This window comes from Microcoleus sp. D3_18_C4 (genome assembly GCF_036702355.1).
Classification (GTDB): Bacteria; Cyanobacteriota; Cyanobacteriia; order Cyanobacteriales; family Microcoleaceae; genus Microcoleus.
This window is the reverse complement of the sequence record NZ_JAUBTF010000001.1, coordinates 181,361-207,261: the sequence shown is the minus strand read 5'-3', so window position 1 is coordinate 207,261 and position 25,901 is coordinate 181,361. Positions and strand designations below refer to the sequence as shown.

Annotated in this window: 26 protein-coding genes; 6 read left to right on the top strand and 20 right to left on the bottom strand. The window is 45.5% G+C overall.

The window, feature by feature from the left end; all coding sequences use genetic code 11:
* Nucleotides 1–74: 74 nt before the first annotated feature.
* The 9 genes from hpsP to hisH all read right to left on the bottom strand — a co-directional run bounded on the left by hpsP (nucleotide 75) and on the right by hisH (nucleotide 8,989).
* Nucleotides 75–1,295, bottom strand: coding sequence for a hormogonium polysaccharide biosynthesis glycosyltransferase HpsP (gene hpsP, locus QUA90_RS00860; protein WP_333443354.1), 1,221 nt, complete (start codon nucleotides 1,293–1,295; stop codon nucleotides 75–77).
* A 47-nt stretch (nucleotides 1,296–1,342) separates the two neighbouring features.
* Complete coding sequence (locus QUA90_RS00855; protein ID WP_332977946.1) at nucleotides 1,343–1,522, bottom strand: hypothetical protein; 180 nt, start codon at nucleotides 1,520–1,522, stop codon at nucleotides 1,343–1,345.
* On the bottom strand, nucleotides 1,519–1,866 hold the full coding sequence (locus tag QUA90_RS00850; protein ID WP_333156010.1) for a hypothetical protein: 348 nt from the start codon (nucleotides 1,864–1,866) through the stop codon (nucleotides 1,519–1,521). Before QUA90_RS00850 ends, QUA90_RS00855 begins: the two co-directional genes overlap by 4 nt.
* Before the next feature lie 41 nt (nucleotides 1,867–1,907).
* Complete coding sequence (gene hpsO, locus QUA90_RS00845; protein ID WP_333384535.1) at nucleotides 1,908–3,077, bottom strand: hormogonium polysaccharide biosynthesis glycosyltransferase HpsO; 1,170 nt, start codon at nucleotides 3,075–3,077, stop codon at nucleotides 1,908–1,910.
* Nucleotides 3,078–3,107: 30 nt separating this feature from the next.
* Nucleotides 3,108–4,082, bottom strand: coding sequence for a hormogonium polysaccharide biosynthesis glycosyltransferase HpsN (gene hpsN / locus QUA90_RS00840; protein WP_333229987.1), 975 nt, complete (start codon nucleotides 4,080–4,082; stop codon nucleotides 3,108–3,110).
* Nucleotides 4,083–4,100: 18 nt separating this feature from the next.
* Nucleotides 4,101–5,726 carry a glycosyltransferase family 39 protein gene (locus tag QUA90_RS00835; protein WP_333229988.1) on the bottom strand — a complete coding sequence of 542 codons (1,626 nt, stop codon included), beginning with the start codon at nucleotides 5,724–5,726 and terminating at the stop codon, nucleotides 4,101–4,103.
* 211 nt (nucleotides 5,727–5,937) lie between these two features.
* Nucleotides 5,938–7,398, bottom strand: a complete 1,461-nt coding sequence (gene glmM, locus QUA90_RS00830; protein WP_333443372.1) for a phosphoglucosamine mutase — start codon at nucleotides 7,396–7,398, stop codon at nucleotides 5,938–5,940.
* A gap of 256 nt (nucleotides 7,399–7,654) precedes the next feature.
* Nucleotides 7,655–8,197 carry a 16S rRNA (guanine(966)-N(2))-methyltransferase RsmD gene (gene rsmD, locus QUA90_RS00825; RefSeq protein WP_333229990.1) on the bottom strand — a complete coding sequence of 181 codons (543 nt, stop codon included), beginning with the start codon at nucleotides 8,195–8,197 and terminating at the stop codon, nucleotides 7,655–7,657.
* A 156-nt stretch (nucleotides 8,198–8,353) separates the two neighbouring features.
* Nucleotides 8,354–8,989 carry an imidazole glycerol phosphate synthase subunit HisH gene (gene hisH / locus QUA90_RS00820; RefSeq protein ID WP_333229992.1) on the bottom strand — a complete coding sequence of 212 codons (636 nt, stop codon included), beginning with the start codon at nucleotides 8,987–8,989 and terminating at the stop codon, nucleotides 8,354–8,356.
* 46 nt (nucleotides 8,990–9,035) lie between these two features.
* Between hisH and QUA90_RS00815 the strand changes: the two genes are divergently transcribed.
* Complete coding sequence (locus tag QUA90_RS00815; protein WP_333443351.1) at nucleotides 9,036–9,542, top strand: pyroglutamyl-peptidase I family protein; 507 nt, start codon at nucleotides 9,036–9,038, stop codon at nucleotides 9,540–9,542.
* A 77-nt stretch (nucleotides 9,543–9,619) separates the two neighbouring features.
* Here the strand turns inward: QUA90_RS00815 and QUA90_RS00810 are convergent, their stop codons facing one another.
* The 4 genes from QUA90_RS00810 to lgt form a co-directional block, all read right to left on the bottom strand.
* A complete protein-coding gene (locus QUA90_RS00810) occupies nucleotides 9,620–10,102 on the bottom strand; it encodes a flavin reductase family protein (RefSeq protein WP_333084418.1) in 483 nt (160 codons plus the stop codon).
* 149 nt (nucleotides 10,103–10,251) lie between these two features.
* Nucleotides 10,252–11,091: a dienelactone hydrolase family protein gene (locus QUA90_RS00805; RefSeq protein WP_333443349.1), complete on the bottom strand. Its 840-nt coding sequence runs from the start codon at nucleotides 11,089–11,091 to the stop codon at nucleotides 10,252–10,254.
* A 93-nt stretch (nucleotides 11,092–11,184) separates the two neighbouring features.
* Nucleotides 11,185–11,964, bottom strand: a complete 780-nt coding sequence (gene cobM / locus QUA90_RS00800) for a precorrin-4 C(11)-methyltransferase (RefSeq protein ID WP_333443348.1) — start codon at nucleotides 11,962–11,964, stop codon at nucleotides 11,185–11,187.
* Nucleotides 11,965–12,084: 120 nt separating this feature from the next.
* Complete coding sequence (lgt, locus tag QUA90_RS00795; protein WP_333084423.1) at nucleotides 12,085–12,978, bottom strand: prolipoprotein diacylglyceryl transferase; 894 nt, start codon at nucleotides 12,976–12,978, stop codon at nucleotides 12,085–12,087.
* A 346-nt stretch (nucleotides 12,979–13,324) separates the two neighbouring features.
* On the opposite strand from lgt, the gene rlmN reads away from it, so the two are divergent.
* On the top strand, nucleotides 13,325–14,440 hold the full coding sequence (gene rlmN, locus QUA90_RS00790) for a 23S rRNA (adenine(2503)-C(2))-methyltransferase RlmN (protein ID WP_333443346.1): 1,116 nt from the start codon (nucleotides 13,325–13,327) through the stop codon (nucleotides 14,438–14,440).
* A 235-nt stretch (nucleotides 14,441–14,675) separates the two neighbouring features.
* Here rlmN and QUA90_RS00785 read toward each other — a convergent pair whose 3' ends face one another.
* From QUA90_RS00785 to QUA90_RS00775, 3 genes are all read right to left on the bottom strand, one after another.
* Nucleotides 14,676–15,785 (bottom strand): class I SAM-dependent methyltransferase, encoded by a 1,110-nt coding sequence (locus QUA90_RS00785; protein ID WP_333443344.1) that lies wholly within the window; start codon nucleotides 15,783–15,785, stop codon nucleotides 14,676–14,678.
* Nucleotides 15,778–16,470: a phosphoribosylglycinamide formyltransferase gene (purN, locus tag QUA90_RS00780; RefSeq protein WP_333443342.1), complete on the bottom strand. Its 693-nt coding sequence runs from the start codon at nucleotides 16,468–16,470 to the stop codon at nucleotides 15,778–15,780. The genes QUA90_RS00785 and purN overlap by 8 nt, the downstream gene beginning before the upstream one ends.
* A gap of 261 nt (nucleotides 16,471–16,731) precedes the next feature.
* A complete protein-coding gene (locus QUA90_RS00775; RefSeq protein WP_333327652.1) occupies nucleotides 16,732–17,307 on the bottom strand; it encodes a GNAT family protein in 576 nt (191 codons plus the stop codon).
* Nucleotides 17,308–17,366: 59 nt separating this feature from the next.
* Between QUA90_RS00775 and QUA90_RS00770 the strand changes: the two genes are divergently transcribed.
* Entirely contained in the window at nucleotides 17,367–18,257 is an 891-nt protein-coding gene (locus QUA90_RS00770; protein WP_333443340.1) for a sugar ABC transporter permease, read from the top strand.
* Nucleotides 18,258–18,389: 132 nt separating this feature from the next.
* On the opposite strand, the gene QUA90_RS00765 is transcribed toward QUA90_RS00770, so the two are convergent.
* On the bottom strand, nucleotides 18,390–18,980 hold the full coding sequence (locus tag QUA90_RS00765; RefSeq protein ID WP_333443338.1) for a DJ-1/PfpI family protein: 591 nt from the start codon (nucleotides 18,978–18,980) through the stop codon (nucleotides 18,390–18,392).
* A gap of 77 nt (nucleotides 18,981–19,057) precedes the next feature.
* Between QUA90_RS00765 and QUA90_RS00760 the strand changes: the two genes are divergently transcribed.
* Nucleotides 19,058–19,423 (top strand): hypothetical protein, encoded by a 366-nt coding sequence (locus QUA90_RS00760; RefSeq protein WP_333443336.1) that lies wholly within the window; start codon nucleotides 19,058–19,060, stop codon nucleotides 19,421–19,423.
* A 244-nt stretch (nucleotides 19,424–19,667) separates the two neighbouring features.
* Here the strand turns inward: QUA90_RS00760 and psaX are convergent, their stop codons facing one another.
* Complete coding sequence (psaX, locus tag QUA90_RS00755) at nucleotides 19,668–19,772, bottom strand: photosystem I protein PsaX (RefSeq protein WP_333214470.1); 105 nt, start codon at nucleotides 19,770–19,772, stop codon at nucleotides 19,668–19,670.
* Between the two features lie 168 nt (nucleotides 19,773–19,940).
* On the bottom strand, nucleotides 19,941–20,897 hold the full coding sequence (lipA, locus tag QUA90_RS00750; RefSeq protein ID WP_333443334.1) for a lipoyl synthase: 957 nt from the start codon (nucleotides 20,895–20,897) through the stop codon (nucleotides 19,941–19,943).
* A 198-nt stretch (nucleotides 20,898–21,095) separates the two neighbouring features.
* On the opposite strand from lipA, the gene QUA90_RS00745 reads away from it, so the two are divergent.
* Nucleotides 21,096–21,647 (top strand): response regulator, encoded by a 552-nt coding sequence (locus QUA90_RS00745; RefSeq protein WP_333084435.1) that lies wholly within the window; start codon nucleotides 21,096–21,098, stop codon nucleotides 21,645–21,647.
* A 286-nt stretch (nucleotides 21,648–21,933) separates the two neighbouring features.
* Nucleotides 21,934–23,025 (top strand): PfkB family carbohydrate kinase, encoded by a 1,092-nt coding sequence (locus QUA90_RS00740; protein ID WP_333443332.1) that lies wholly within the window; start codon nucleotides 21,934–21,936, stop codon nucleotides 23,023–23,025.
* Nucleotides 23,026–23,188: 163 nt separating this feature from the next.
* On the opposite strand, the gene QUA90_RS00735 is transcribed toward QUA90_RS00740, so the two are convergent.
* A complete protein-coding gene (locus QUA90_RS00735; protein ID WP_333384570.1) occupies nucleotides 23,189–24,931 on the bottom strand; it encodes a CapA family protein in 1,743 nt (580 codons plus the stop codon).
* Between the last annotated feature and the right edge of the window lie 970 nt (nucleotides 24,932–25,901).

Here is a 25,901-nt window from a genome sequence, read left to right as displayed (position 1 = left end):
AACCCCAGTCACATTAGTCAATATAGCAACCGTCAAGACAGTTAGGACGTTGTTAATGGCTGAAACGATAGATTTTACTGCTTCTTCCCTCTTCCTTCTTCCTTCTTGCTTCTTCCTTCTGCTATAGATGACAAAATCTCCTGGTAAGCATCGATGGTTTGTTGGGCGATCGCCTCCCAGTTATAATGCTTTCTTGCGTACTCTTGGCCATTCAATCCCCGGCGTTGACGTTCCTGTGGATTCAGAAGTGCTGATTTGATTGAATTGGCGATCGCCCCTACTTCCAAAGGCCCCACCCAACCAGCTTCTGCTTGCTGTATGTCTTCCGCAATATGTATGCGATCGGAAATGGCGACAGCTACACCAGCGGCCATCGCTTCTGCTACAGCAATGCCAAAGTTTTCGTAATAAGAAGGCAATACAAATAAGTCGGCTTTTGTCAACAGTTCAAGTTTTAAATCACCGCTCACAAAGCCAGTTATTCTTGTGTATTTTGCTAAGCTTGAATTCTGAATTTGTACTTTAATTTGTGTTTCATAATCAGCATCTTGGGGATTTGAACCAGCTAAAATAAAGTGAAACTCTATGCCCGATGCCAAAATACTTTCTAATGCTGGAATTAACAAATTAAGCCCTTTTTTAGGTTCAATTCGCGACATAAATAAGATGATTGGCACTTCTGATTCCCGCAATCTCTGAGGAAACAAACCTGCTCTCACCCCCAATGGAATCACCAAATCCCGTGGCACAGGCATCTTGCCTGTGCTACCCAAACCAAATCTTTCTGAGATTTTAGCCTCTTCTTTACTTGTGAAATGAATTGCGGCAGCGCCTGCTAAATTAGGGCCTTCTAAAAGCGTGGCATAAATCCGTTTCAAGCGCTTTTTTTTCTGCAAATCAGCGGGATCAAGCATACCGCAGGGACGCATAATATATGGCAACTTGTGATATCTAGCAATTGTGGCGGCAAAGGTAGTTACTGGTGAGAAAAGAGCGTGAATATGAGCCAGGTCAAATTGTCGCGCGTTTTCATTTAACCACTGCAATAACGAGAGTGAAAATTTATATCTGCGCCAGGGATAACAGCGGAAATAAATAATCTGATAACCGTTTTGTTGTATTGGTTGATTTAGAGGAACATCTAAAGGAAGTTGACCGATATCTCCGTTAGAATCTGTGGTGATAATGGTGACATCAATGTTTTTTGCTGCGAGGGCCGCAGAAAGTCCGAGTACCATTTGACTTGGCCCGCCGTATACCAAGGAAATTGAGGGGATAATTTGGAGAATCCGCATCAGGGATAGTTATTTAAATCAACATACCAACATCTCCCCTTACAAATTTAATTATCTGCAAAAGGCTGCCCGTCTAGCTGTTCAGCTTCCTCTCTTTTTGTTGCTGTAATTTGGGTATTGTGAGCCATTGTCTTGGAAAATTCATACATTTCACTGGCTTTTGCTTCCGCAGCTTTCACAATTTCAAGGATTTCCAGGAGTAGGCTTTCATCGGGTAATTGTTTCATGGCAATGCTTCTAATCTCTCAACTACTTTGTCTATCATAATTTTCGATTCAGGAGCCATCTTTAGCAAGGCTGCTAAATAATCTCCGGCTTTTTGAACATCTTCATCGGGCACACCAGCCATCAATACATTGCCCACAATGTGCTCGGCTTGTAAGCGAGTACCTGCTACGTTGAATTGAAAATTGGTGATGGAAGAAAAGTATTGCATCAGTATTTCATTCTGGGGAAAAAGAGACATTGCTCTTCTAAGTGCAAAAAGTCCCTGCGTTGCTTGGCGCTCGCTATCGTCTAGTACCTGGTAGAGCTCGTCAACCAAAGAGCGTATCTCGGAAGGAATAGACATTTACCAAAGTTTTTATTTAACACTTGCATTATAGCTAAAAGTTACAATAATTCTTTGTAGAATTCCAACAACTGCTCAGCTAAAGCTTTATTGGTATAATTGCTCATCGCTCTATGATAACCCCGATCGCCCAAATCAGCCGCCAACTCGCGCCGCTCCATCAATTGCTGCAAACACTCTCGCAAAACCCCTGCATTTCCTTCTGGGAATAATAACCCCGCATCGCCGATAACGTGGGGAATTTCCCCGCAGTCGGAACCAATCACCGGAATGTGACAGGCCATCGCTTCAATTAAAACGTGACCAAATTGTTCTTTCCAGCCCACGGTGGTCAAAGTTTTGAATTTATAGCTAGTTTGCGAAGGCAATACCAAACAGTTCATTAAGTTAATGTAAGGGGGAATTTCTTCGTGGGAAACGCTTTCAACCCAGATTATTCGGTCGCTGATTCCCCATTCTCTACATTTTTCGGCGAGGTGCGCTCGCAATTTTCCTTGTCCTACTAACAGCCACTTCCAAGAGATTTTTTTTAACCCTGCCAAGGCTTCAGCTAAAGTCAACAATCCTTTTTCTTCGACAAATCGCCCTACAAATCCTACCACAAAATCGGTCGGTTTAATTCCTAACCTGCGCGATAAATCAGCGTCTTTACCAGTGCGGCGAAACAAAGTTTCATCTACTCCGAGTTGTGGCATTACTTTTACCGCACCTTGATAGCCGCGCTGCCGCAAAATTTTAGCTCCATCTAAGTTGCCTGCAATAATTCCGTCGGTGTGCTGAAGATTGTAATTTTCTAAGACTGAAATGGGCCAATTCAATTGATAAGGCAGATTCCACCAAGTAAATAATATATTTTTTGCTTGCAGTTTTAGGAGTTTATTGAGTAAGATTAACTGAGCGCAAGCGAGAGATTTTGAACCTTGTTCAACTTGAATTATCTGCGGCTTAATTTTTTGCAAAAGTTCAATTAAATCTCTACCAAAAGTTAGCAATCCTTGATTGTTTTGACTAAAGTTGGAGACGGGGACTACTTTAAATGAGCCTTTTTGATAAAATTGCGTTTCTATAATTTTATTTTGTACGCCTCCAGGCTTCCAACGCTGCGGCACTACAACTGTTACTTCAATATCGGGTTCTAGGTTGGCTAATATCTTGAATTTTTCCCGATTAATGTCCACAATATAGGTGTGACTAGCCACGAGAATTCTCATTTATTGGGAAGGGCGAATGGGAATAGGTAATTATTGAGCGTTAATCTTGTCTTGATGGCTATAACTTTGTCCATCATTCCACAGAGATTGAATTAGTGTATTGATAGCACTGAGAAAACCCAGGATATAAAAAGCAAATCTAGTTATAATTTTAATGGGCGAGTGGCTTTTATAACAAGGTGGATTTCCCAAAACGTGGCAGTCAAATAGTTTGGCAAAAAATCGCAGGCATTGAAAAGCTGTTAAATTTTTCAATCCCATGAGGAAATGGTTGTGATAAAATGTTACTTGATATTCGATCGATCGCGTACTGACATCGTGACATCCGCCGCTCTCTTCCCCCAAGTGAACTAAAGACGCATTGGGATCGTACCAAATTTTCATGCCAGTCGATCGCAATCTCAAACAAAAATCCGACTCCTCCCGCACCGCACTCCCTGCAAACCGCTCATCAAACCTCAGCCCCCATTCGGCAAAAACCTGCCTGCGAAATGACATATTGCAGCCTCTAGCCGAGAGCACCTGCTGCGGTTTTACTGTATGCACCAAATCGATAAAATACCAGGCAATGCCCGCATCCATCGCTTCTGAGGGCAAATATTCGATCGCCAAATCGCCTCCAGAATTATCCAGTTTCATTCTGTCAAAAACCCTGCCCGCCACACATCCCACATCGGGTTTTTCTAAATAGTTGTCAGCGTGAGCTGCCAAAAAACCATCTGGCAATTGTACATCATCATCAATAAATAAAATAATCTCTCCAACTGCGCGCCGGACTGCATAATTTCGAGCAGCAGGCAAACTCGCCCAATCTACTCTAAACCAGCGAATTTGGCCAGCATTTGCCAATTGCTCTAAATAAACTTGAGTTTCCGATTCGTGGCTGCGAGTTTGATCAATTACCAGCACTTCAAAATTCGGGTAATTTTGCCGAATCGCATCAGCCAATGTCTCTCGCAGAGGTTGTTCACGGTTGTAGGTAGGTATCACAACAGAAATCATCATTTGCAGTTGCCACTTTGCTTATTTCTCTACACGCCAAAGCCAGCCATCGCCTGGTTTGTAAATTAATGTAATTTTATATTTTTGCACTTTTTCTAGTTCAAATTTTAATGCTTCTGTAGCTCGGTAGAGAAATACATCGCTAAAACCATCAGGAATTTTGACTTGTTCGGGTTTAACTGCCAGCAAAAGCTGTACTTGCGGCTTCAGCATATAGCTGACAGACAGTATTTTTCCTGTGATGTTGTTGCCTCCGTGAGTGATTACTAAAGGTTTTTTCGCTTGATTTACAATCGCCGCTACTTGCGGATTGTATTTAGTGCTAGAAGGATATTTGTTCCACCACAGTTGGGACTGTGAGCTGACGGCACAAGAAACTATTCCACTCGATATTAGCGCTATTAAACCGAACTGCCATAGCTTTTGTTGGCGGGGATTGGTAGCGACTTTAATTTTAGCGGTGAATAGGTAGGCAACAGCTATCTGGATTGCTAAAATATAGGGAACCAGATAGCGATCGGCAACGCCTCGCACTGCTATCAATACTATCGCTGTAATTCCGATCGCTGTCAAGACAAACAGCCAAACTCGTTTAGGACTTGAGCGGCAGAGCGAGTATATTGAATGTGCGATCGCTAACAGCAATACGGCTACTACAATCACTCGGATTAAATCTGTAGTCATATTTATAGAACCAGATTTGATGATTCCGCCTTCCCAATGCGTGTCGATAAACATTCGGCAGGTGATGAGAATTAAAGGTTGAAGTGAAGATATCAAAGGCATGAAAAAGCGGGGAAAGCCTACTGTTGACTTAATTTCTTCCGAATTATCAAGTAATACCCAAATCCAAGGAGCAAAAAGAATTATTGCTATCGCTGAAGCTAGTAAATAAGCAATTAATGTTTTGCTAAAACGCCAATTCTCCTTAATAATTACATAGATGCCGTGGGCGAATACTACTAAAAAAAATAATAAACTAGAATAGAGTCCTAAAGTCAGGGCGATCGCATAAATAGACCAAACAGCCTTGCTCAATTTAGATGTGATCGGAGAATTTTGTAGGGTGATAGCCCGCAGCAGAATTGCATTCGACAGCAAAACCAGGACTGCAAACATCATGTAGGGTCTTGCCTCTTGCGCGTACAAGACGTGAAAGGGGGAAACAGCAACGATTGTAACAGCCACCCATCCCACAGACGCAGAGCGAAATAATTCCCAGCACAGCCAATAAATGCTGGGAAAAACTAACAAACTAATCAAAGCTGAAAGACTTCTGACAGTCGCCACTTGCGGGTCGAACAACTGCACCCAAAACCTGGCTAAAATAAAATACAGTGGCGACAGTTGAGGTTCTTCTGTAGCTAAACCTTTAACAGTATCCAACCAAGTTTTTTCGGGATTTATCTGCTGGTATTTCCGCTGCAAATCTCCGACGCTAATTGTTTTGCCTTGAAAATCTTGCTGCACCATTTCCGTCCAAGTGTAGCCAGAAATTCGCAGCGAGGTGATAGATTCGTCGAACGAGTAGACTTTGCGATCCAGATTAGTAAAGCGAAACCATATCCCCGTTATTAATATGACGACAATTAAAAATTTTAACGAAACTCGATGCAGCCGCCCATTTTGAATTGATTTGGTGTTCATACAATCAGAAATGGGGAAATGAAGAAAGAAGGATTTAGTTATTTAGGAAAGAGGGAATAAAGAATGAGAAATTAGTTTCAATAGCGCCTATATTTATCTAGAGGCTTCTTCCTTCTTCCTGACATCCGTTACATCCGTTACATCCGTTACATCCGTCGAGCGAATCCGTTGCCGAACTTCCTTCTTCCTTCAGATTAATTCCCCATTTCCATCAGATAGCTATGTGTTGCTGAACGGCTAAAACTAAATTTTCAGTCCAGAAATTAGCCAATTCGGCACTGGCAGCTTCCACCATAACTCGAATTAGCGGTTCAGTGCCAGAAGCGCGCACCAAAACCCGTCCCTGTTCTCCCATTGCTGTTGTAGCACGATCGATCGCACTTTGCATTGCCTCGCACTCCTGCCATTTCAGGCGTTTTTCGCGATCCTCAACCCGAATATTTCGCAGCAACTGCGGATAAGTTTGGAAACTGCCACTTACCAATTGTGCTAAAGATTGCCCGGACTGGCGCACCAGCGAAGCCAAATGCAAAGCTGTCAGCAAACCGTCGCCGCTGACACCGTAATGCGGACAAAGAATGTGTCCCGACTGTTCGCCGCCCAACATCGCACCAGTGCGCTGCATTTCAGCGTGAACGTACTGATCTCCGACGTTGGTTCTAGTTAGTTTGCCGCCCAATTCTTCCCAAGCTCGCTCGAAGCCGAGGTTAGCCATTACAGTAGAAATAATTAAATTGGATGGTAACTGTTCGGAGTCGCGCAACTGCCGGCCCCACAGATAAAGAATGTAATCGCCGTCAATCGTTCGACCTTGGTTGTCAACACACAAAACTCGATCGGCATCGCCGTCAAAAGCAAAACCCAAATCGGCATTGTGTTCCAAAACAGCCGCTTGCAAACTGTCAAGATGAGTAGAACCGCAGTTAACATTAATACGAGATCCATCAGGAGAGTCGTGCAAACAGATCACATCCGCCCCCATTTGCGCGAACACCGCCGGCGCCAAACCCGCGGCCGCCCCCCAAGCCAAATCCAAAACTATCCGCATTCCCTCCAAATTCATCTGTTGCAGCGAATCACAGAGCGAAGTGGCATAATCTTTAACCAACTCAGAGCGATGGTAGTGGTGTCCCCAAGCCAAGCTAGCAACCGGAACCTTTGCCCCTCGGATTCCCGCTTCGATTTGTTCCTGCAACTGCTGCGACAGCTTCGAGCCGTTTGAGTCGAAAAACTTAATGCCGTTGTCTTCTGGGGGATTGTGAGAAGCCGAAATCATCACTCCGCCGACCGACTCCGAAACGCTTGCCAGATAAGCAACGCAGGGAGTGGGACACAATCCCAAATTCCACACTTCCAAACCGGCGGCCGTCAAACCCGCTGACAGTGCCATTGCCAGCATATCGCTGGAATTCCTGCTGTCTTGCCCCAAAATCACAGGCCCCTGATTGGAGGTATTTTGGCGTAGAACTTGTCCAGCCCAGAAGCCGACTTGCAGGGCTAGGGGTGCATTCAGCAATTCTCCAACTTTCCCGCGAATGCCGTCTGTGCCGAAGAGTTTGGTATTGGGCAGGGGGAGGCTATCTCCCACCAGAATCGTATCGCGTTTGACTGGCTGTACCGAGTTAGCAGCCGGAAACTCGCTGCCACGAGGGCGCGAAGGTGTCTGAACCATATTCACTCCTTTAGGAATATTCACACTCACACTTTGGGTTCATGTTACAACTGAAAGTCTTTATTTTCAGCGTAAACTCCATTTATTTCGTCAATTGCTGAAGCAACTTGCTTTGACAACCTACGCACAAAGCTTAACTTCATCGGAAAAATTTGTATTGTACCCAAGGGAAAAACTTTTAGTACCGGGCGCGCCAACGCCATAAAACCCGGTTTCTTTCTGCGTCGAGGAATGATGCTGCTGCTGTTTGAGCCTGTCAGGCACTGCGTGTGTAGAAGGTTAATGCTGTATTGCCGTATACTTTCTGGCGGCAAATTTCTAGGCCGGAAATCGCTTGTGCCGATCGCTCCGGGCTGTGTTCGATCGCGATTTCGCCGAGGAGTGCTAGCATTTCTTGGCTGGCGATCGTGTTTAACACAGGTTCGTACAAGTCGCTGGCGTAGGGCGGATCGAAGTAAATGCGATCGAACTGCTGCCCCGCTAGTGCCGCCAATTTCGCCGTCGCGTTTCCCCGCAGTATTTGGAATGTTTGGGACGAGTCTGCTACTTGCTCCCAGTTTTCGCGGATAATCGCACAAGCTTTCGCCGACTGTTCGATGCCAGTGACACTCGCGGCTTGCCGACACAAAGCTTCTGCACCCATCGAACCGCTGCCGGTACAAATGTCAAGCCATCTGCAATCTGCGATCGTCCCTTGCCAAATATTAAATAAAGCTTCTCTGACTCGCGAAGGTGTAGGGCGAGTTGCGAGTCCCGGCAGGGTTTTTATTTGGCGGTTGCCAGAGATTCTCAGACTCATACAATTTTAGATTTTAGATTTTAGATTTTAGATTGGGGATGACTGAATGAATATAAATTTGGTGCATACTTACAGTTGCATTCTTTATTGAAACTGGTATCATATAAAACTATAAACACCCGGTTTATACTACAAACCGGGTTTTGCACAAATCGCCTAAGCAGGTACTTTTTCCCTCACCAGAGTGACAAAATTTGACAGCATTTGCAATCCCGTACTCGAAGACTTTTCCGGGTGAAATTGCACGGCCATCAGATTGTCTTTAGCTATAGCCGCCGTCACGTTTTGACTACCGTGAGTCACAATTGCCGATCGCACTTCCCAATCAACTGGATCGACATAATAAGAATGCACGAAATAAACCCAAGGATCGGACGGTAAATTTTGCCACAGCGGCAAATCCGGCTGAGGAAATTGCAATTGATTCCATCCCATGTGGGGAATTGTCAAACCCGGTTCCGAGCGAAATCGGCGCACTTTTCCCGCAATAACGCCCAATCCCGGTTCTACGCCTTCTTCGGAACTTTCAAACAGAATTTGCAAACCCAAACAAATGCCTAAAAAAGGTTTTCCCGATGCGATCGCCCTTTTTATCGGTTCTATCAAATTGCGCGATCGTAAATTCTGCATTGCCGGGTCAAACGAACCCACTCCCGGCAAAACCACCGCATCAGCCTGCTCGATTATAGCAGGAGAATCTGTAATTTGTGGCACTGCACCCACATTTTCCAAGCCTTTACAGACTGAGTGCAGATTGCCCATGTCATAGTCTACTACTGCAATGACAGACATTGACTTACTTGCCTTATATTATCAATATCAGTATTATTGCACAAATATGACGGCGAAAATCCTGCTAACCTCATTTGATACTTGGCTTCCCCATCAGAAATCCAACTCTTCGGACGACTTATTAGCCAAGATTTCCCAAATTCAATCTTTGCCTGATTCCCTGACTTTTTTGAGGAAACTGCCAGTAGATTTTCAGCTAGCACCTAATTTGGCGATCGCCAAAATCAACCAACTCCAACCCGACACTATTATCTGCTGCGGCATGGCCGAAAGCAGGCAAAAATTAACTATAGAATCTTGCGCTTGCTGCGATCGCGACATTCGGCAAACATCAGTTAATCTCGAACCGCTAGTCGCTGATTTAGCTGCAACAGAAATCAGTCACGAAGCCGGAAAATTTGTATGCGAAGCCCTCTATTATGCAGTTTTAAAACACCTTGCAGATTCTCAACTTAGCACCAAATGTATTTTCGTACACGTACCAATTTTGAGAGAAGAAAATGCCGACCAAATTGTCGCCGATTTTTTATTAATTTTAACTCGCCTCCCTTAACAACCGACAACTAACAACTGACAACTGACAACTGACAACTGACAACTGACAACTGCCAGTTGCCAACTGCCAAGTCTTTAGCCGCCGTAATTCCAACCGGTGCTTTCTAGCAGCAACGGATTGCCTTCTCGGTGGACGCCGGCTGCCAAAACTTCTCCCACATAAACTGTGTGGTCTCCGTGTTCCACAGAACCGACAACTTTGCACTCGATGTAACCCAGAGAATCCGAGATAATCGGACAACCAGTTTCCGCGCCCGGATAAAATTCTACATCTTCAAATTTATTGCCAACGCGGCGCTGCTGCTTGAAGAATTTCTGGGCTAACTCTTTTTGCCCTGCTTCTAGGAAACTCAAAGCAAAGACACCGCTGGCTTTGATCATGCCGTGGGATTTGGAGTCTTGCTTAACGCAGTTGACAACTAAGGGAGGGGTAAAGGAAGATTGCATCACCCAGCTAGCGGTGAAACCGTTGACTTCCTCCCCGTCTTTGACACCGCAGATGTACAATCCGTGAGGGATTTTCCGCAAGATGGTCTTTTTAGCTTGTTCGTCTAGCACGGGCTTACCTGTTCGATCGATAATTCTACACAGCCCAGTTTACCAATGTCGCGCCCACAAACCCACCTGTCTTAAGGGCTATTCGCTAATATTGCCTTTTTCGATCCCAAACTTGACACCAGTTTTAAGTCAAAATTAACAACTCACAACTATGATGAAACTCCATACTTTTTAAACCAATCTTGCATCCGTTTCCAACCATCCTCAGCTTCTTTTTTCCGGTAACTGGGGCGATAGTCGGCGTTAAAAGCGTGCGGCGCATCTGGATAAAGCACAATTTCCGAACCGCTGCTACCAGTTTTGAGAACTTCCCGCATTTTCTCGACTGTATCGTTGGGAATTGACTCGTCTTTGCCACCGTAAAGCCCCAATACAGGCACTTTCAAAGTTGCTGCAATGTCGATCGGCTGTTTGGGAGTTAAAGCCGTAGAATTGCCAACTACACGCCCGTACCAAGCTACTCCCGCTGTGACTTTAGGGTTGTGGGAAGAGTACAGCCAAACAATTCTGCCACCCCAGCAAAATCCTGTAATTCCTAACTTATTAGTATTGCCTTTTCCTGACTTTTGTACCCACTCTACGGTTGCATCTAAATCGGACATAACTTGAGCGTCAGGAACTTTCGAGACAACTTTACTAATAATTTCGGGAATCTCGGTGAGTTTAGAAACATCACCTTGACGGGAAAACATTTCTGGGGCGATCGCTAAATAACCTAATTTTGCCAAACGGCGGCAAATATCTTGAAGGTGGGCGTGAACTCCGAAGATTTCTTGAATTACTAAAATTACTGGAAAATTGCTGCCGCTGGCTGGCATGGCTCTGTATGCTGGAATTGAGCCGTCTTTTACAGGAATTTTTACCTCACCTGCAACTAAACCAGCAGCATCAGTATTGATAACGGCAGCCGCAAGAGGATGAACTGCTAAGGCAAATCCGGCGCTTAATGCGGTGACAGTGATAAATTGTCTGCGAGTTAAATCAGTCATAGATAATTGGTAATTGGTAATGGGGAATGGGGAATTGGGCATTGGGCATTGGGCATTGGTAATTGGAAGTAACCAATGACTAATGACTAATGACTAATGACGGAAAAGCCGATCGTGATCTGGATGGTACAAGCGCGATCGCCCTGCTGCTGATTTTCCCAATGCCGGACTAATCACATACATTGTCGTTCTGATCAAATTATTTTCACGGGTAGCAACCGCCATTTTGTCAAGGGAAACCAGCACAATTTTTTCATCGGGCCAGCCCAACCGATAACAAATCGCTACAGGCAAATCCGATGGGTAATGTTCCATCAATTTAGCTTGAGCTTTTTCCACATGGCGGGCACTCAAATACAGGCACAAACTCGCTTGATGAGCCGCTAAACTCGCCAATTCTTCGCGTTCCGGTACTTCGGTTCTGCCGCTAATTCGCGTCAAAATAATTGTCTGCACAACTCCCGGAACTGTCAACTCAATTTTAAGTTTAGCCGCTGCAAGTTGGAAAGCGCTAATTCCCGGAATTACCTCAAAAGCAATTCCCTCGGAAGCCAAAGCTTGCATTTGTTCCCCGACAGCCCCGTAGAGACAGGGATCACCGGAATGGAGGCGGACGACGCTTTTTCCGGCCTGCACTCGTTCCACCATCAAAGGTACAATCTCTTCGAGGGTCTTATCCGCAGTTTGAATAACTTCAGCATCTGCGCGCACCCCCTGCAAAATTTGCTCTGGGACTAGCGAGTCAGCAAATAATATGACATCGGCCGCAGCCAGTAATTTTTGAGCCTTAACAGTCAACAAATCCGGGTCTCCCGGGCCTGCACCTACAATGTATACCCCTGGAATTAGGGATTCAATCTCTGTCAAACTCATGGCTGCTAAAAAATTTGCTAAATTTACGAACGCTTCCGGATGTACCTATTTTGGTTGGAAGTAAGAGATGGTAGATGCACCCTGGTTTTGAACCCTAGAGACTAACCTCTCTGGGGTTTTTTATTGATCCTCTGGGGATTTCTGAGTGATCTTTCCCCGATCGCTATTGGGGGAGACAACATCGGGTAAAGGTCGATCGAGCAAATAAAGCCAAGCTAACCCGCCCAACCCTAAAACAATCCCAGTCAAGCTTACCATCTGTGCCGTCCGCAGCGGCCCGAACATCAAACTATCAGTCCGCAACCCTTCAATCCAGACTCGACCGGAACTGTAAGCTGCGATATAAACCAAAAATAAAGCACCAATTTTCAAGCGAATTTTGCCCTGCAAATCTCGGAAAAACAAAGTCAGAAGCAACCCAAATACTGTCAAATTCCACAGAGATTCGTAGAGAAATGTGGGGTGGAAGTATTCAAAATTAGCGTAGGCGGGCGGGCGGCTGCTGGGGGGAATATAAAGTTTCCATGGCAAATCCGTAGGACTGCCAAAAGCTTCCGAGTTAAAGAAATTTCCCCAGCGTCCGATCGCCTGACCGAGAATTGCCGAAGGTGCGATTAAATCTGCCAATTGCCAAAAAGAAACTCGCTGGATTTTCGCAAAAATTAAAGCTGCGATCATTCCACCCAAAATCGCCCCGTGAATGGCAATTCCGCCTTTCCAAATTGCAATAATATCTTCAGGCCTCTGGGCGTATTGCTGCCACTCAAAAGCCACGTAATAAATTCGAGCACAGGGAATAGCGCCGATAACCAGCCAAATTGCCAAATCACCCAATAATTCCGGGTTGACGCGGCGCTTTTCGGCCAAGTATTGGGACAGACTGACCCCAATCAAGACGGCAGAAGCTATTAACAGCCCGTACCAGCGAATGGCTACGGGGCCAAGTTGAAAGATAATTGGGCCCGGCGATGTAAATTGAAACGCTAAGGGCAACGCAAGAATATTTAGCACCATAAAAGTTGCATTAATTGTGATGGAAAGCTGTCAAATTTGCATACCCTTTAACAAACTCCAGAGTTTATTTTAGGGGGCTGTGGTCATTTACACGCAATATTTGGGGAATTGTACCAAAAATTAACTGGATTCTTGATTGTGCAGATTTCTGTCTGGAGTTTTCTTTGTGAGTCCACAATAAGAGCCCCCCTAACCCCCTTTTTTAAGGGGGGAACCGGATTATTCTCAAAGTTCGCCTGATTAAGGGGGATTTAGGGGGATCGAGACTTCTCCTTTTTGACGATTAACTGCCACTTGGGTCGAGAAGTTTTAATATAGAAGGTGGCTTTAAATTTTCTGATGACCTATGTCTCCTACTTCCGTTTCTCAAGTGTACTCTTCTGGTAATTCCAAGGGTGCGAATCAGTCTCGCAAGACTGCTGCTTTGGCTGTTGAGTCGCATAAAATTCCGCCTCTGTTGGGGGCGAGTTTGGCTGAGTTAACGGAGTGGGTGCAGCAAAACGGGCAACCTGCTTATCGCGGAAAGCAGTTGTACCAATGGATTTACGAGAGAGGTGCGCGATCGATCTCTGACATTTCTGTATTCTCGAAACAGTGGCGCGAGACTGTTGCTAAAATCCCGATCGGGCGATCGACCATTCACTTTCGATCGGTCGCACCAGACGCCACCGTAAAGTATCTCTTAAAATTGGCAGACGGTCAAATCATTGAAACAGTAGGCATTCCCACCGATAAACGGCTGACTGTGTGCGTCTCAGCCCAAGTTGGCTGCGCGATGGGCTGCGACTTTTGCGCTACCGGAAAAGGTGGTTTCAAGCGCAATTTAGAAGTAAACGAAATCGTCGATCAAGTCTTGACAGTACAGCAAGATTTCGGCCGCCGAGTCAGCCACATCGTATTTATGGGAATGGGCGAACCCCTGCTGAATTTCGATAATGTTGTAGCTGCTGTCAAGTGTTTGAATCAAGACGTAGGAATTGGACAGCGAAACATCACCATTTCCACAGTCGGGATTCGCAATCGCATCAGCCAACTAGCTGAACATCAACTGCAAGTTACCCTCGCCGTCAGCCTCCACGCTTCCAATCAAAGATTGCGCGAAGAGTTGATTCCTAGCGCCCGCCCTTATCCTTTGGGTGAGTTAATCGCAGAATGCCGGGAATATGTGCGATCGACGGGGCGCAGATTAAGTTTTGAATACGTACTTTTAGCAGGTGTGAATGACTTACCAGAACACGCATCCGAGTTAGCTAGTCAGTTGCGCGGCTTTCAGTGTCACGTCAATTTGATTCCTTACAATCCGATTCAGGAAGCTGAATATAAGCGACCGACTCCCAATCGAATTAACAGTTTCGTTGCGACTTTGAAGGAAAAGAAAATTGCAGTTAGCGTGCGGTATTCTCGCGGCTTAGAAGCAGATGCCGCCTGCGGACAATTGCGGGCTTCCGAGGTTGAAAATTGAATTTTTAATCCCTAAAAATTGTCGTAGGGTGCGTTAGGATTGAGATGTTGCACCATTCTCAATTAGCCTTTTGCGGGCGGGCAGGATGCCCAACCCCTACTCCCCACAAGAAGAAAACTCCATCTTTGTGGAACAGGCATCTTGCCTGTTCTTAAGAATGGTGCAAGATGTGAGTTAGACCGCGTTATTTTATCAATCATGGATCAACTACATTGTGACGCACCCTACTAACTCTTTACAAGCGTTTAACAAGTATCCACCGCAACTCTAACGGCGGTGTTTGTTGCACAGAAAATAAATCGCGCCCGCTAGCCCAACTGACAAACCAAGGTGTCGGCGGCCACGCAGAGTCAGGCAAATGTTTCTGTTCGTATTCAATCACAGATTCATCAGAAATAATTTCTAACGGCAAACCCTCTATTGCTGCTTGCAATTCTTGTCTGGTAATCAGATAAGACCAACACAATTCAGACATTTGTTTTGCCATCTCGTCGGGTTCGTAACCCTCTACAGCTAAGAAAGCACTGAATAATATAAACCCGCCACTTAAAACGGCATCGGACATTTTGCCCAGGAACAAACGAATTTGTTCGGGGTAGCGGAAATGAGAGAGAACTTCGGTAGCAATGGCTAATTTGTACCGATAAGTTTTCATCCTCAATAATGGATCTAAAACGTCGCCTTGGGTGACATTTATCGGTAAGTCTTCGGCGGTTGCGGCGGATGATAGCTTCTCGGCAAATATCGGTGTTAGTTCGATCGCATCCACGGAATGGCCTAACCTTGCTAAGGGCAAACTATTGCGCCCTGGGCCCGCACCAACATCTAAAATAGGTGCTTTTCCCGGTTCGCCTAATTCGGCGGCAATGGCGATGACTTTGGCATCGGGATGGCTGCCGAATAAAGGTTCGGGGCGAATATCCGGCCAGCTATGATATTTCTGGGCCATTGATTCGATTTGAATCTTGGTATTCAGAGTAATGCCGCCAGCTAAACCGCTTTGGGAATTGGCGGGAAAGTATGAGACTATGAGATTAGCATGGGGGGAATTTTTGAATCCTTCTGCTAAGGCGTTGGCGATTAATGTTCGCAAGTTTTCGGCTTGGGCAGCGTCGATATTTTGTCCGAGAATGTTTAAGAAGTCTGAGAGTAATTTAAGATAGTCGTCTAGCATCGATGGCAAGCAAGGCAGATAGAATTCTCCCTTGAGGCCGATGCTCCTTTTGAGTCTTTCTTTGAGAATTAATTTCAGGCGATTGGAGTCTGTCAGCGGCGGGCCTGTTTCCGGTGATTCGCTGACAGGCAATTCGGGGATAGATGCGGCACTGGCAAGGTTTTTAGTCACAATATTTTCGATTAGATTCGGCAATAAGTGCGACCGCACCGAGCATAATCTTGTGCTCTTGCACCTGAATTCGAGCGTGCAGTGTTTCTGCGGTATCATCAGGCAATACCGGCACCGCAGCCTGCATTAAAATCGGCCCGCTGTCTACTTCTAAACGGGCGATATGCACCGTACATCCGGTGATTTTAACCTTGGCAGCTAGTGCTTGCTCGACGGCCCGAATTCCTGGGAAACTCGGCAGTAAGCTGGGGTGAATGTTAATAACGCGATCGGGAAAAGCATCAAACAAAACTTTGGTAACAATTCGCATCCAACCCGCCATCACGACCCATTCTACATCATAATCTTGGAAAGTTTTGACAATTTTTGTATCTAATTCTTCGCGGCTTTTGCAGTCGCGGTGATTGAGTAGAATCGCGGGAATGCCGTATTTTTCGGCTCTGGCTGCGGCTTTGGCTTCGGGGTTGTTGTAAATTAATACTGGGATTTGAGCGTTGAGTTGTTGGTTTTGGATGGCTTGGGCAATTACCTCGAAATTGCTGCCGCTTCCTGATGCCAAAACTCCTAATTTTAACGGAGTGTGAGCGGGAGCGATCCTCTTCGAGGGCTTCGCTAACGAACTTTTGCCAATCTCAGGAGAAATCAGGCAGGCATTGGAATTAACAGATACTGGATTAGCGGTCATTCGATTTTAGATTTTAGATTTTAGATTTTGGAGGCGACCCCACGCATCAATTCGGGGGCTTGAGGATTTTAGATGTTAGATTTTGGATTGATTCCACGGATAAATCACGTGGCGGGTACCATCAAGAAATTCGCTTGTCATAAAGATAAAAACTATTCACTCGTATTCTACTATAGAGGTAAAGGGTGCTTGGTCGCACTCTACATGGAGATATTGGCTAAGTCCTAAGTATATTTGGTTATGTGACTTACTGATTCAACCCTATTCTACAATATTACCAAAAAACTCTTCCCTGAGAATCGAATAAAGTTTTAGATCCCAATATCTGCCTTTTACAAATAGCTGCTGTCGCAATATCCCTTCCAATTGCATCCCCACTTTTTCCATCACCCTAGCTGAAGCAATATTGTTAACTTCACATCGAGCCACAATTCGATTCAGCAACATCTCCCGAAAACCGAATTCAATCACTGCATTGACAGCCTCGCTCATGTATCCTTCGCCCCAATATCTTCTAGAAAGTGCGTAGCCAATTTCCGCGCGGCTGTGCGTCATGCTCCATTCCACAAATCCGCAAGTGCCGATAAATTTTTTCTCGGCTTTGTGGACGATTCCCCAATCTACCAGCTCTCGTCTTTTGTACATTTTAGTAATGGATTTTAGAAAGTATTTAGTATCTTCTATCGATGTGTGAGTTGACCACATTGTGTATTCTGATACTTCCGGGTTGCAAGCATACTCAAACATATCGCTAGCATCGTTTAAAGTAATTTTCCTGAGCAGGAGCCTTTCAGTTTCTATAGTGGGTAAATGAGCTAATATATCGAGAAGATTCATTTTGACATTGACCTATATTGTGATACCATTTAAAACTAAAAGCTAAAATTTACAAGCCAATGGTTCGGATTAAATTTGGGCGTTTTAACTGGTTGGATAATGATGCGATCGCAGCTTGGACTTTCTTGGCCCCAGCTTTGCTGTTTTTGGGTACTTTTTTGATTTGGCCGATCGCCTATTTATTTTACCTCAGCTTTACCAGCGGCAGCTTTACCCAGTCGGGAGTGCGTTGGATTGGCTTCAACAACTACTGGCGTCTAGTCACAAACCCGGATTTCTGGCAAATTCTCCAAAACACGCTCTATTTTACTACTGCAACAGTCATTCCCAGTTTAGTGATTCCATTGGGTTTGGCAGTTTTGCTAAATCGCTCGTTTGCTTGGCGAGGAGCTCTCCGCACCGCTTATTTTATTCCTTCGATTACCTCTCTAGTTGCAGTTGGCTTGGGTTGGCGGTGGTTGTTTCAAACCGAAGGCCCGGTGAATAATGCCCTAAGTGCGATCGGCTTAAATCCAATTTCTTGGCTGAGTAGCACAGTTTGGGCAATGCCAGTGATCATTCTGCTCAGTGTTTGGAAACAATTAGGCTTTAATATGGTAGTCTTTTTAGCAGGATTACAAGCAATTCCGGTAAATCGTTACGAAGCCGCAGAATTGGATGGAGCTAATGCTTGGCAGCAATTTTTGTACATCACTTTACCCGGTTTGCGGCCGACTTTAGTATTTGCTACCGTCACTACTGCTATTTTTACCCTGCGGAGTTTCGAGCAAGTTTACGTCATCACAGGCGGCGGCCCTTTGAACTCTACTAATTTGCTAGTTTATTATATTTACGAGCAAGCTTTTTCGCAATTTGATTTTGGCTATGCAGCCGCTGCGGCAACTTTCCTGATGGCTATAGCTTTGATATTAGTCTATTTACAACTAAAAGTTTGGGGCGAAGATGCTTGATATCACGTCCAGTAGCATCCTTCGTGTATGGGCGGGGCTGGTTTACGAGATTGTTTGTTGTAGGCAATTATGGTTGGTAAAACCCGCCCCAACGCGCAAATTATACAATTAACCATGCCCAATGCCCAATTACTAATTTCCAATTTTATACTCCATGTGCTCTGCTGTTTGTTCAGCTTGTGCTGTACCCAAAAGTTTCCCGACAACGTGCAAAGACATATCAATTCCCGCAGCAATTCCCCCAGAAGTGATGATTTTGCCGTTATCTACAAATCGCTGATTTTCGATAATAGTTGTGTTGGGAGCTAATTCTTTCAATAAATCCAATACTTGATGGTGTGTAGTTGCTTCCAAACCTTCCAACAAGCCAGCTTTTGCCAAAAGCAGCGAACCCGTACAGACAGAAAGCACTAATTCTGCTGTTCGCGCACAATCTTTTATCCAATTAATAACTGCTGAATTCTCGATTAACTTTCTCGTACCTTGTCCTCCCGGTACAATTAAAATATCCGGTGGCGGACAATCGGAAATGGTGCAGTCGGGATTTACACTCAAACCATTGCGGGCGTTGACAGCACCAGGATGTTCGGCTACGGTAGAGACTGCAAAAGGTCGATGACCCTTACTTAATTCTGATGTCACCGAAAACACTTCAAAAGGGCCTGCAAAGTCTAGTACCTCGACATCATCGAACATTAAAATAGCTACGTTCCTAGTTGCCATAAGACATACTTCTGATAGAGGCCAAAATATCGGCGATTTGTTATCGTAGAACTGGTATAATTTAAATTATTAAAGCTATGCCGAAAAAAATTCGCCATCGCGCCATAAAAATCTGTCTTTTGTGTCTGGCTTGTGCCTTAGCAATTGCTGTTTCGCCAATTTTTACACCCGCTCAATCCACAACTCAATTAGAATTTCGCATTACTCAATTAGAACGTCAAATTTCTGAACTCAGAGGACAAATCTACAGTTTGCAGAATCAAGGTTCTAGAGTTAACCGGCCTCCGTCTTCTTCCCCTTCAGGTTCTGATCGCAAAAATTCTCGAACGCTGTCGGGAGACCCGATGTTTGACAATTTAGCAACTTTGGCAATTGAAACTAAGCAAGATGTTATTAAAATTCAAGAGCGGTTGTCAAAGCTAGAAGCGTCGAGAAATCGCTAGAGAAGGAAGAAGGAAGGCACGACACGGATTTGGACACGGATACACGGATTAATTATTGAGCAAAAGTCGGGAGTCAGGAGTCAGGAGTCAGAAGGAAGAGGGAAAAAGTCAGTAGTCATTCGTTAGAAGAATGAAGTCATATTCTCCCCTACTCACAACTCCAAACTCTTCCCCTCTCCCTCTCTGCCATTCTCCGACGTTGAGGTCGAGAAAAGCAGGGTCTGCTAAAAGTTAACTTGCAGAACTATTCAATGATATGGAAATAAAAGGCTGCAACCACAAAATTGATTGCTAACAGCAAGAGAAACCAGCCTGCGCGAAATGTGTAAGGGAATTTGCCCGTTTTCATCACGGAGTCGGATTTTAATTGGTTCTTCGCTATCTCTGCCATAGGTAAAGCTCCTAATTCATAATGTCACTCTATTTACAAATAGCAGAGAGCGTCGCACTTATGCACAATCCTCTAGAGTTATTTTTTGTAACAAGGAGTTTATACCGAGTTGAATTCAGATTAATTTCAATCGCTCTCTCCGGCGTGGTAGGAACTGCGGACGAGAGGCCCCGATCGCACGCGCTCAAACCCCATCTCCCGGGCGATCGACCCGAAACGGTCAAATTCGGCTGGCGTCCAGTATTTACGCACTGGGAGGTGATCTAGAGATGGTCTCATGTATTGACCGAGGGTGAGCCGATCGCACTTGGCATCCCGCAAATCTGTCATCGCTTCGACTATCTCGGCTTCGGTTTCCCCGTGTCCCAACATCAAACCCGATTTTGTGGGAATAGTTGGGTCATATTGCTTAACAATACGCAGAACGTCGATCGAGCGATCGTACTTCGCCCCCCTCCGCACCGACCCTTGCAAGCGACGCACCGTCTCAATATTGTGGTTGTAACAAGCCGGTTTAGCCTCCACCACCGTGCGAATCCGATCTCGCTGCAACTCATCGAGGCTGGAATTCTCCCCCTCTGAACTCCTGGCGATTCCCCCCCAAAAATCCGGCGTCAGCACCTCCACTTCAGTATGCGGGTTAAGAAGGCGGATTTGGGCGATCGTCCTGGCAAACCAACCCGCACCCCCATCCGGCAAATCATCCCTCGCCACCGAAGTCAGCACCGCATAGCGCAAACCCAACAACTGCACAGCCTCGGCCACCTTTTGCGGTTCCTCCGGGTCTAGCGGCATCGGAGAATGACCTTTATCTACTTGACAAAAAGCACAAGCGCGGGTGCAAGTCTGCCCCATCAACAAAAAAGTCGCCGTTTTTTGCGCGTAGCACTCGCCCCGGTTGGGGCATCTCCCCTCCTCACAAATCGTGTGAATTTGCCGCTGTTTGATAATTTTTTGCACTTGGGAAAGTTCGCTAGCTTTGCCAACGGGCCTACGCAACCATTCGGGCATCGCCTCGATTTCACCCCGCATTTGGGCGGCAACTGCTTTGACAGTAGGAGTTTTAGGAGTTTGGGGCGACATAAAATTAAGTGGCGATTGAGTTAATTCCTTCGATCGTATCCGAAATCAAAGCCCCTGAACTTGTAGAACTATCACCCGAAATCAGAATCGCGCCGACGTGCAACAAAACTAAACTCGCCCAGAATTATGGGTAGAATTCTGTTAGGGATATACTGAAGGTTGCAAATCATCACTCATTCATTACTGAAGGAGTCAGTCGTGGCTGGTCAAAAAATCTTGGTAATCGATGACAGTAAAGTCATCCGCCTCCGAGTCCGAGAGATGTTGCCTCAGGGTAACTTTGAAATTCTAGAAGCAAAAGACGGCGAAGAGGGACTCAAACTGATCCGTCAAGCCCGGCCAAATCTAATTATGTTAGATTTCCTACTGCCCAAAGTCAGCGGTTGGGAAGTGTATCAAAAAGTGCAAGCCCATCCTGAGCTTTCTAAGATACCTTTGGTGATCATGTCGGGCCGCGAAGAAGAGGTGATGGAAAAAATTCCGAAACCCTTTGAGAAGCATTTTTTTGCATTCATCGCCAAACCGTTTGAGAAAAAGCAGCTAACCGAGGCGATCAAATCGGCGATGGTACTGGCCAAAAAGAAACCAGTGCCGGAAGCCCCAGCAGCCGCCGCTGCACCCAGCTCTGGAGCGGGCGCCGCCGAAATTCAGGCGATGACTGCGAAAATGGCGAAAATGCAAGCGGAAATTGATGCACTCAAAAAACAAATGACTCAGGTGATTACGATTATCAAGCAGAAATTGAAATAATTCTGCTGTTTTTTGAAGGCACTTATGTAGAAGGAAACTTCCACACCGTGAAACTTTCAGTTGAGTCTCAAAGGCTGCGATTTTATCCGCATTTTTTTGCCAAATTGTTTGAGCGAGTGCGATCGCCAATAGCCTGCAACTGGTTTATCAAAATCCCAGTGAGAAAATCAATTAAAAGTTAAAAATAAAACAAGGGAGGAAATTAATTATTAATTAATATTAGGATTTTTAATTCCCGCTCGTTCCACACTCAATTATCAACTCCTCAGTCTCATTTTTTTGGTTAATGACTAACGACTATTCCGATTTTTTGCCTCAACTGCGTGCCTCAACAGAGCAATTATTGAAAAGATTAGACTGCTTCGATCAAGCGCAGGTATTAGCGATCGGAGATTTGACCTTGGACGAGTTTCTTACCGGACAAGTAGAGCGAATTTCCCGCGAAGCACCTGTGTTGATTTTGCGCTACGAAAATACTCAGCAAGTACCCGGAGGTGGCGCAAATGCTGTCTATAATTTAGCCAAACTGGGAGGCAAAGTAAAAGTTGCTGGTTTGGTGGGAAAAGACGACCAGGGAAAGGCTTTGTGCGGTATTTTTGAGGCGGCGGGAATTGATACGGGTGGGATTTTAATCGATTTGCAGCGTCCAACTGTCACCAAAACTCGAATTTCCGGGCACGCGCGGCAGTCGGTGACTCAGCAAATTGTTCGAGTCGATCGCAAATCGGACGAGTTGCCGGATTTAGATTTGCAGTTGCAACTGGCAGACTACATCCGGCAGCAAATACCGACAGTAGATGCCGTGGTTTGTTCCGACTACGGGGACGGAGTTTTGACGAATTTGGCGATCGCATCGGCAGTGGTTCCCGGCAAAACAATTGTAGACGCTCAAACCAATTTGCAGCGATATTGTGGAGCAATGTTATTTACTCCGAACTTGCCCGAAGCCGAGCAAGCCGTCGGATATGCTATCAAAAACCCTCAAACTTTAATGCAAGCAGGACGCGATTTATTGAACTTAACTCAAGCTCAAAAAATCCTGATTACTCGCGGCGAAGAAGGGATGACTTTGTTTGAAAGAGCCAACGGCGAAGAAATCAAAAATTCACCCCCTCCAACATCCATTTGTGAAAAGGGGGAATTTGCCATTCAAAGTTGGGACATTCCCCCTTTTAACAAGACTGATGTATTCGACGTAACCGGTGCTGGAGATACAGTTGTAGCAGCAATGACTTTAGCTTTGTGCGTCGGTGCATCGGGTTGGGAAGCGGCAGTTTTGGGCAATTTGGCGGCTAGTATTGTCGTGCGTCAATTCGGTACGGCAACGACGACTGTAGAGGAGATGAAAGAAGCTTTGAAAGCAATGATTGATGACTAATTATTGGTAATGGGAATCGGGAATTGGGAATGGGGAATGGGGAATTGGTTATGGGTTATTTGTGATTAGTTATTGGTTATGGGTTATTGATTATTAGTTACTCGTTACCCATGCCCCATGCCCCATGCCCCATGCCCCATGCCCCATGCCCAATTGCCAATAACTACTTACTTTTTTTCAAAATTTGCCCCTTGTCATCAATTGTCAAACCGCTATTGGGAAAATCGCTCTTGGTCAAACGGTTAATCAACCCCACAGTTCTAAATTTGTTATCAACAGCCGGAACACCTCGCCCGTCAAGTTGGACGGGGATAATCTTACCAGAAACAAAATCCCCTTGCGGAGTCATTTTCACATCCAAAATTAGAGATTGACCGAGTGCTCCTGCTGTAGACAAAGTGCGATAACCCAAAAAATTTCCCAGAGAGTAAGCAATCAATTTACCTTTATAAAGTTCCATTGCTCGCGGAACGTGCGGGCCATGTCCCAAAATCAAATCAGCTCCCGCATCAATCATCGTCCGCGAAAACAAAACCATATTTCCCCGGTTTTCTCCGTAAAAGAACTCAGTTTTATTTCTCACATTGATAGCTCCCGTTCCTTCAGCTCCAGCATGAACTGATATCACTACAATATCAGCGTTTTCCTTAGCTTTTTTGACAACTTCGGCTCCCGCTTTCAGTTCCAGCAAAGAATTGTGAACGTCGCCGTAGTTGCTGAAACCGATAAATGCAAAATTCACACCCTTGACATTTTGATAAACAATTTGATCTCTTTTACCGACAGCCTTCATGCCATTGCTGTCGATGTTTTTAATCGTGTCCTTAAATCCCTGCTCGTTAAAATCGTAAGAGTGATTGTTGGCAATACTCAAAATATCAAAACCAACATCTTTGAAAATTTTCGCATAACTCGGAGGCGTCCGAAAGGCAAACAGCATTCGTCCGCCGCCTGCTTTGGAACTGTAAGGATAATCGGTCATCGTGCTTTCAAAATTGCCAAACAGAATATCAGCTCCTTTGAGGTACGGTTTTACCGACTCTAATAACATCTCTTTTTTTGCCGGCAGTTTGTTGTAGGGATAATTTGTGCCGGGGATCATGTCGCCAACTGCTTTGATACTGACAGTTGCGGGCAAAATGGCAGGTTTTTTGGCAGCCGGGGAGGGCGATTTTGGAGCGGGAAGGGGTTTGGCTGCGGGTGTCGAACTCACTTCTTGTACCGCAGGCTTTGACGTGGGAGGGTTATTAGTAGCGGGGGGTGAGGATTTGTAAAGTTGAGAAGCCAGTACAAGGCCGGATATGGGTACGAGAATTAGACTCAGAGCACCGACTGACAGCCCTGATTTTTTAGTTTTAGTGCCTGCTAATGCTGGCTGCGGCGATGGCTTTTGCTGCCTTTGGTTTGGGGGTTTTGGAGTTGGGATTTGAGGGGGTTGGGGCGGAGATTTTTCTGGTGTTTGAGGGGGCGCCGTTGTGACATTTTGAGTTTTTTCTAGCTTGGGCAAAGTCACAGGAATGGGAGAAGCGGCTACACTAGCAGCTACTGCTGCACTCGCAGCTACTGCTGCATTCACGGCAACTAATGGACTCACGGGTACGGAAGTCAAGCGTTTTTTTAATTCTACTGTCTGAGTCCAAGCGGGCAATTGCTCGCCGTCGCGCCGCCCGTAAACTGTCACTGAGTAAAGGTTATTTGGTTGCAGCCGCTGCAACCCTTTGACTGCGACTCGGAGACAGGCTTCTTCTGCGGGTAAATGTTCTGCTTCCAGCAGCAGGTGCAGGGTGTCATTTTCCCGGCTGGCTTTAGCCGTGACGCCGAAGCTTTGGAGTGCTTGGCTGATCAGAAATGCGATCGCCCTGGCATCGCCTTCTTTTGCTAAATTTAAAATATCTTGTTGGCTCACAAACGCCTCTACTCTCACACTAAAAATTTAGCTCGATCTTATATCAAATTTGGCGGCACAGCATTAAATACCGATTGATTTAACTTAACTAAGTGGGTACAAATAAACAGAACGTGGGGACAGGGCGCGTGCGTGAAAGGGTATACTCGCTCTCACTATAGCAATCCTTGCAGGAGTCGTAAACTTTTTACCCTACCCCAACCCTCCCCTTATCAAGGGGAGGGAGTAAGAAATTCACAAATGATGCGAGGATTGCTATATAGCTCCTAACTAAATCCGACCCTACTTTTACCAGATAGTAGGATTTTTGGCGCTGGCTAGCTGAATACAATATTTCCTAACGGTTATCTTAGTCGATCGCCCAAACACTTCTATCCGGCATAATTGCCCCCTTCAAATTAACATCGGTCAAATCAGCGCTCTCTTTCTTACAGCATTTTTGGTAAATAAAACTGGTTTGTGAGCGTCGAGAGTGCGTCCTGGAATGTACGGAAAATATGCGGTTTAGCAGCGAAGAATTAACGAAAAAACCGGGTTTCTCGTTACCAGTGCCTATCTTCCTGTCCCACTTCCACCCAAATTCACACAAAAACGATCGACCTGCAGGCTCGGAAGCTTGTTAAACTCTTGGTCATGTCACGCTATTGGTGAGAAATCGACGGCTAGCCACAATCGTCTGCTAACGCCCCCGCAGTGCTGGGCTGCGGGGCCTGCATTGCACACTGCACGTAGGTGAGATTAGCTGCAATCAACTTTCGGGATGCCGCTGCTAAAGTCGCGGCCGCCAATGTAGTTGTTCGTTTTAAACTAATTAAACTAATTATTTAAAGGAGTTGCACGTCAATGACACAATTGTGCTTATAATATCTGGCTCGGTGCCCTCTCAAACCAGGGTTTTTCGCTAGTCTGGTGGTATTTGTGAGTTAGTTAAGCCCATAGCAGCTAGGATCGAGCTAACTCAAGGTTAAAC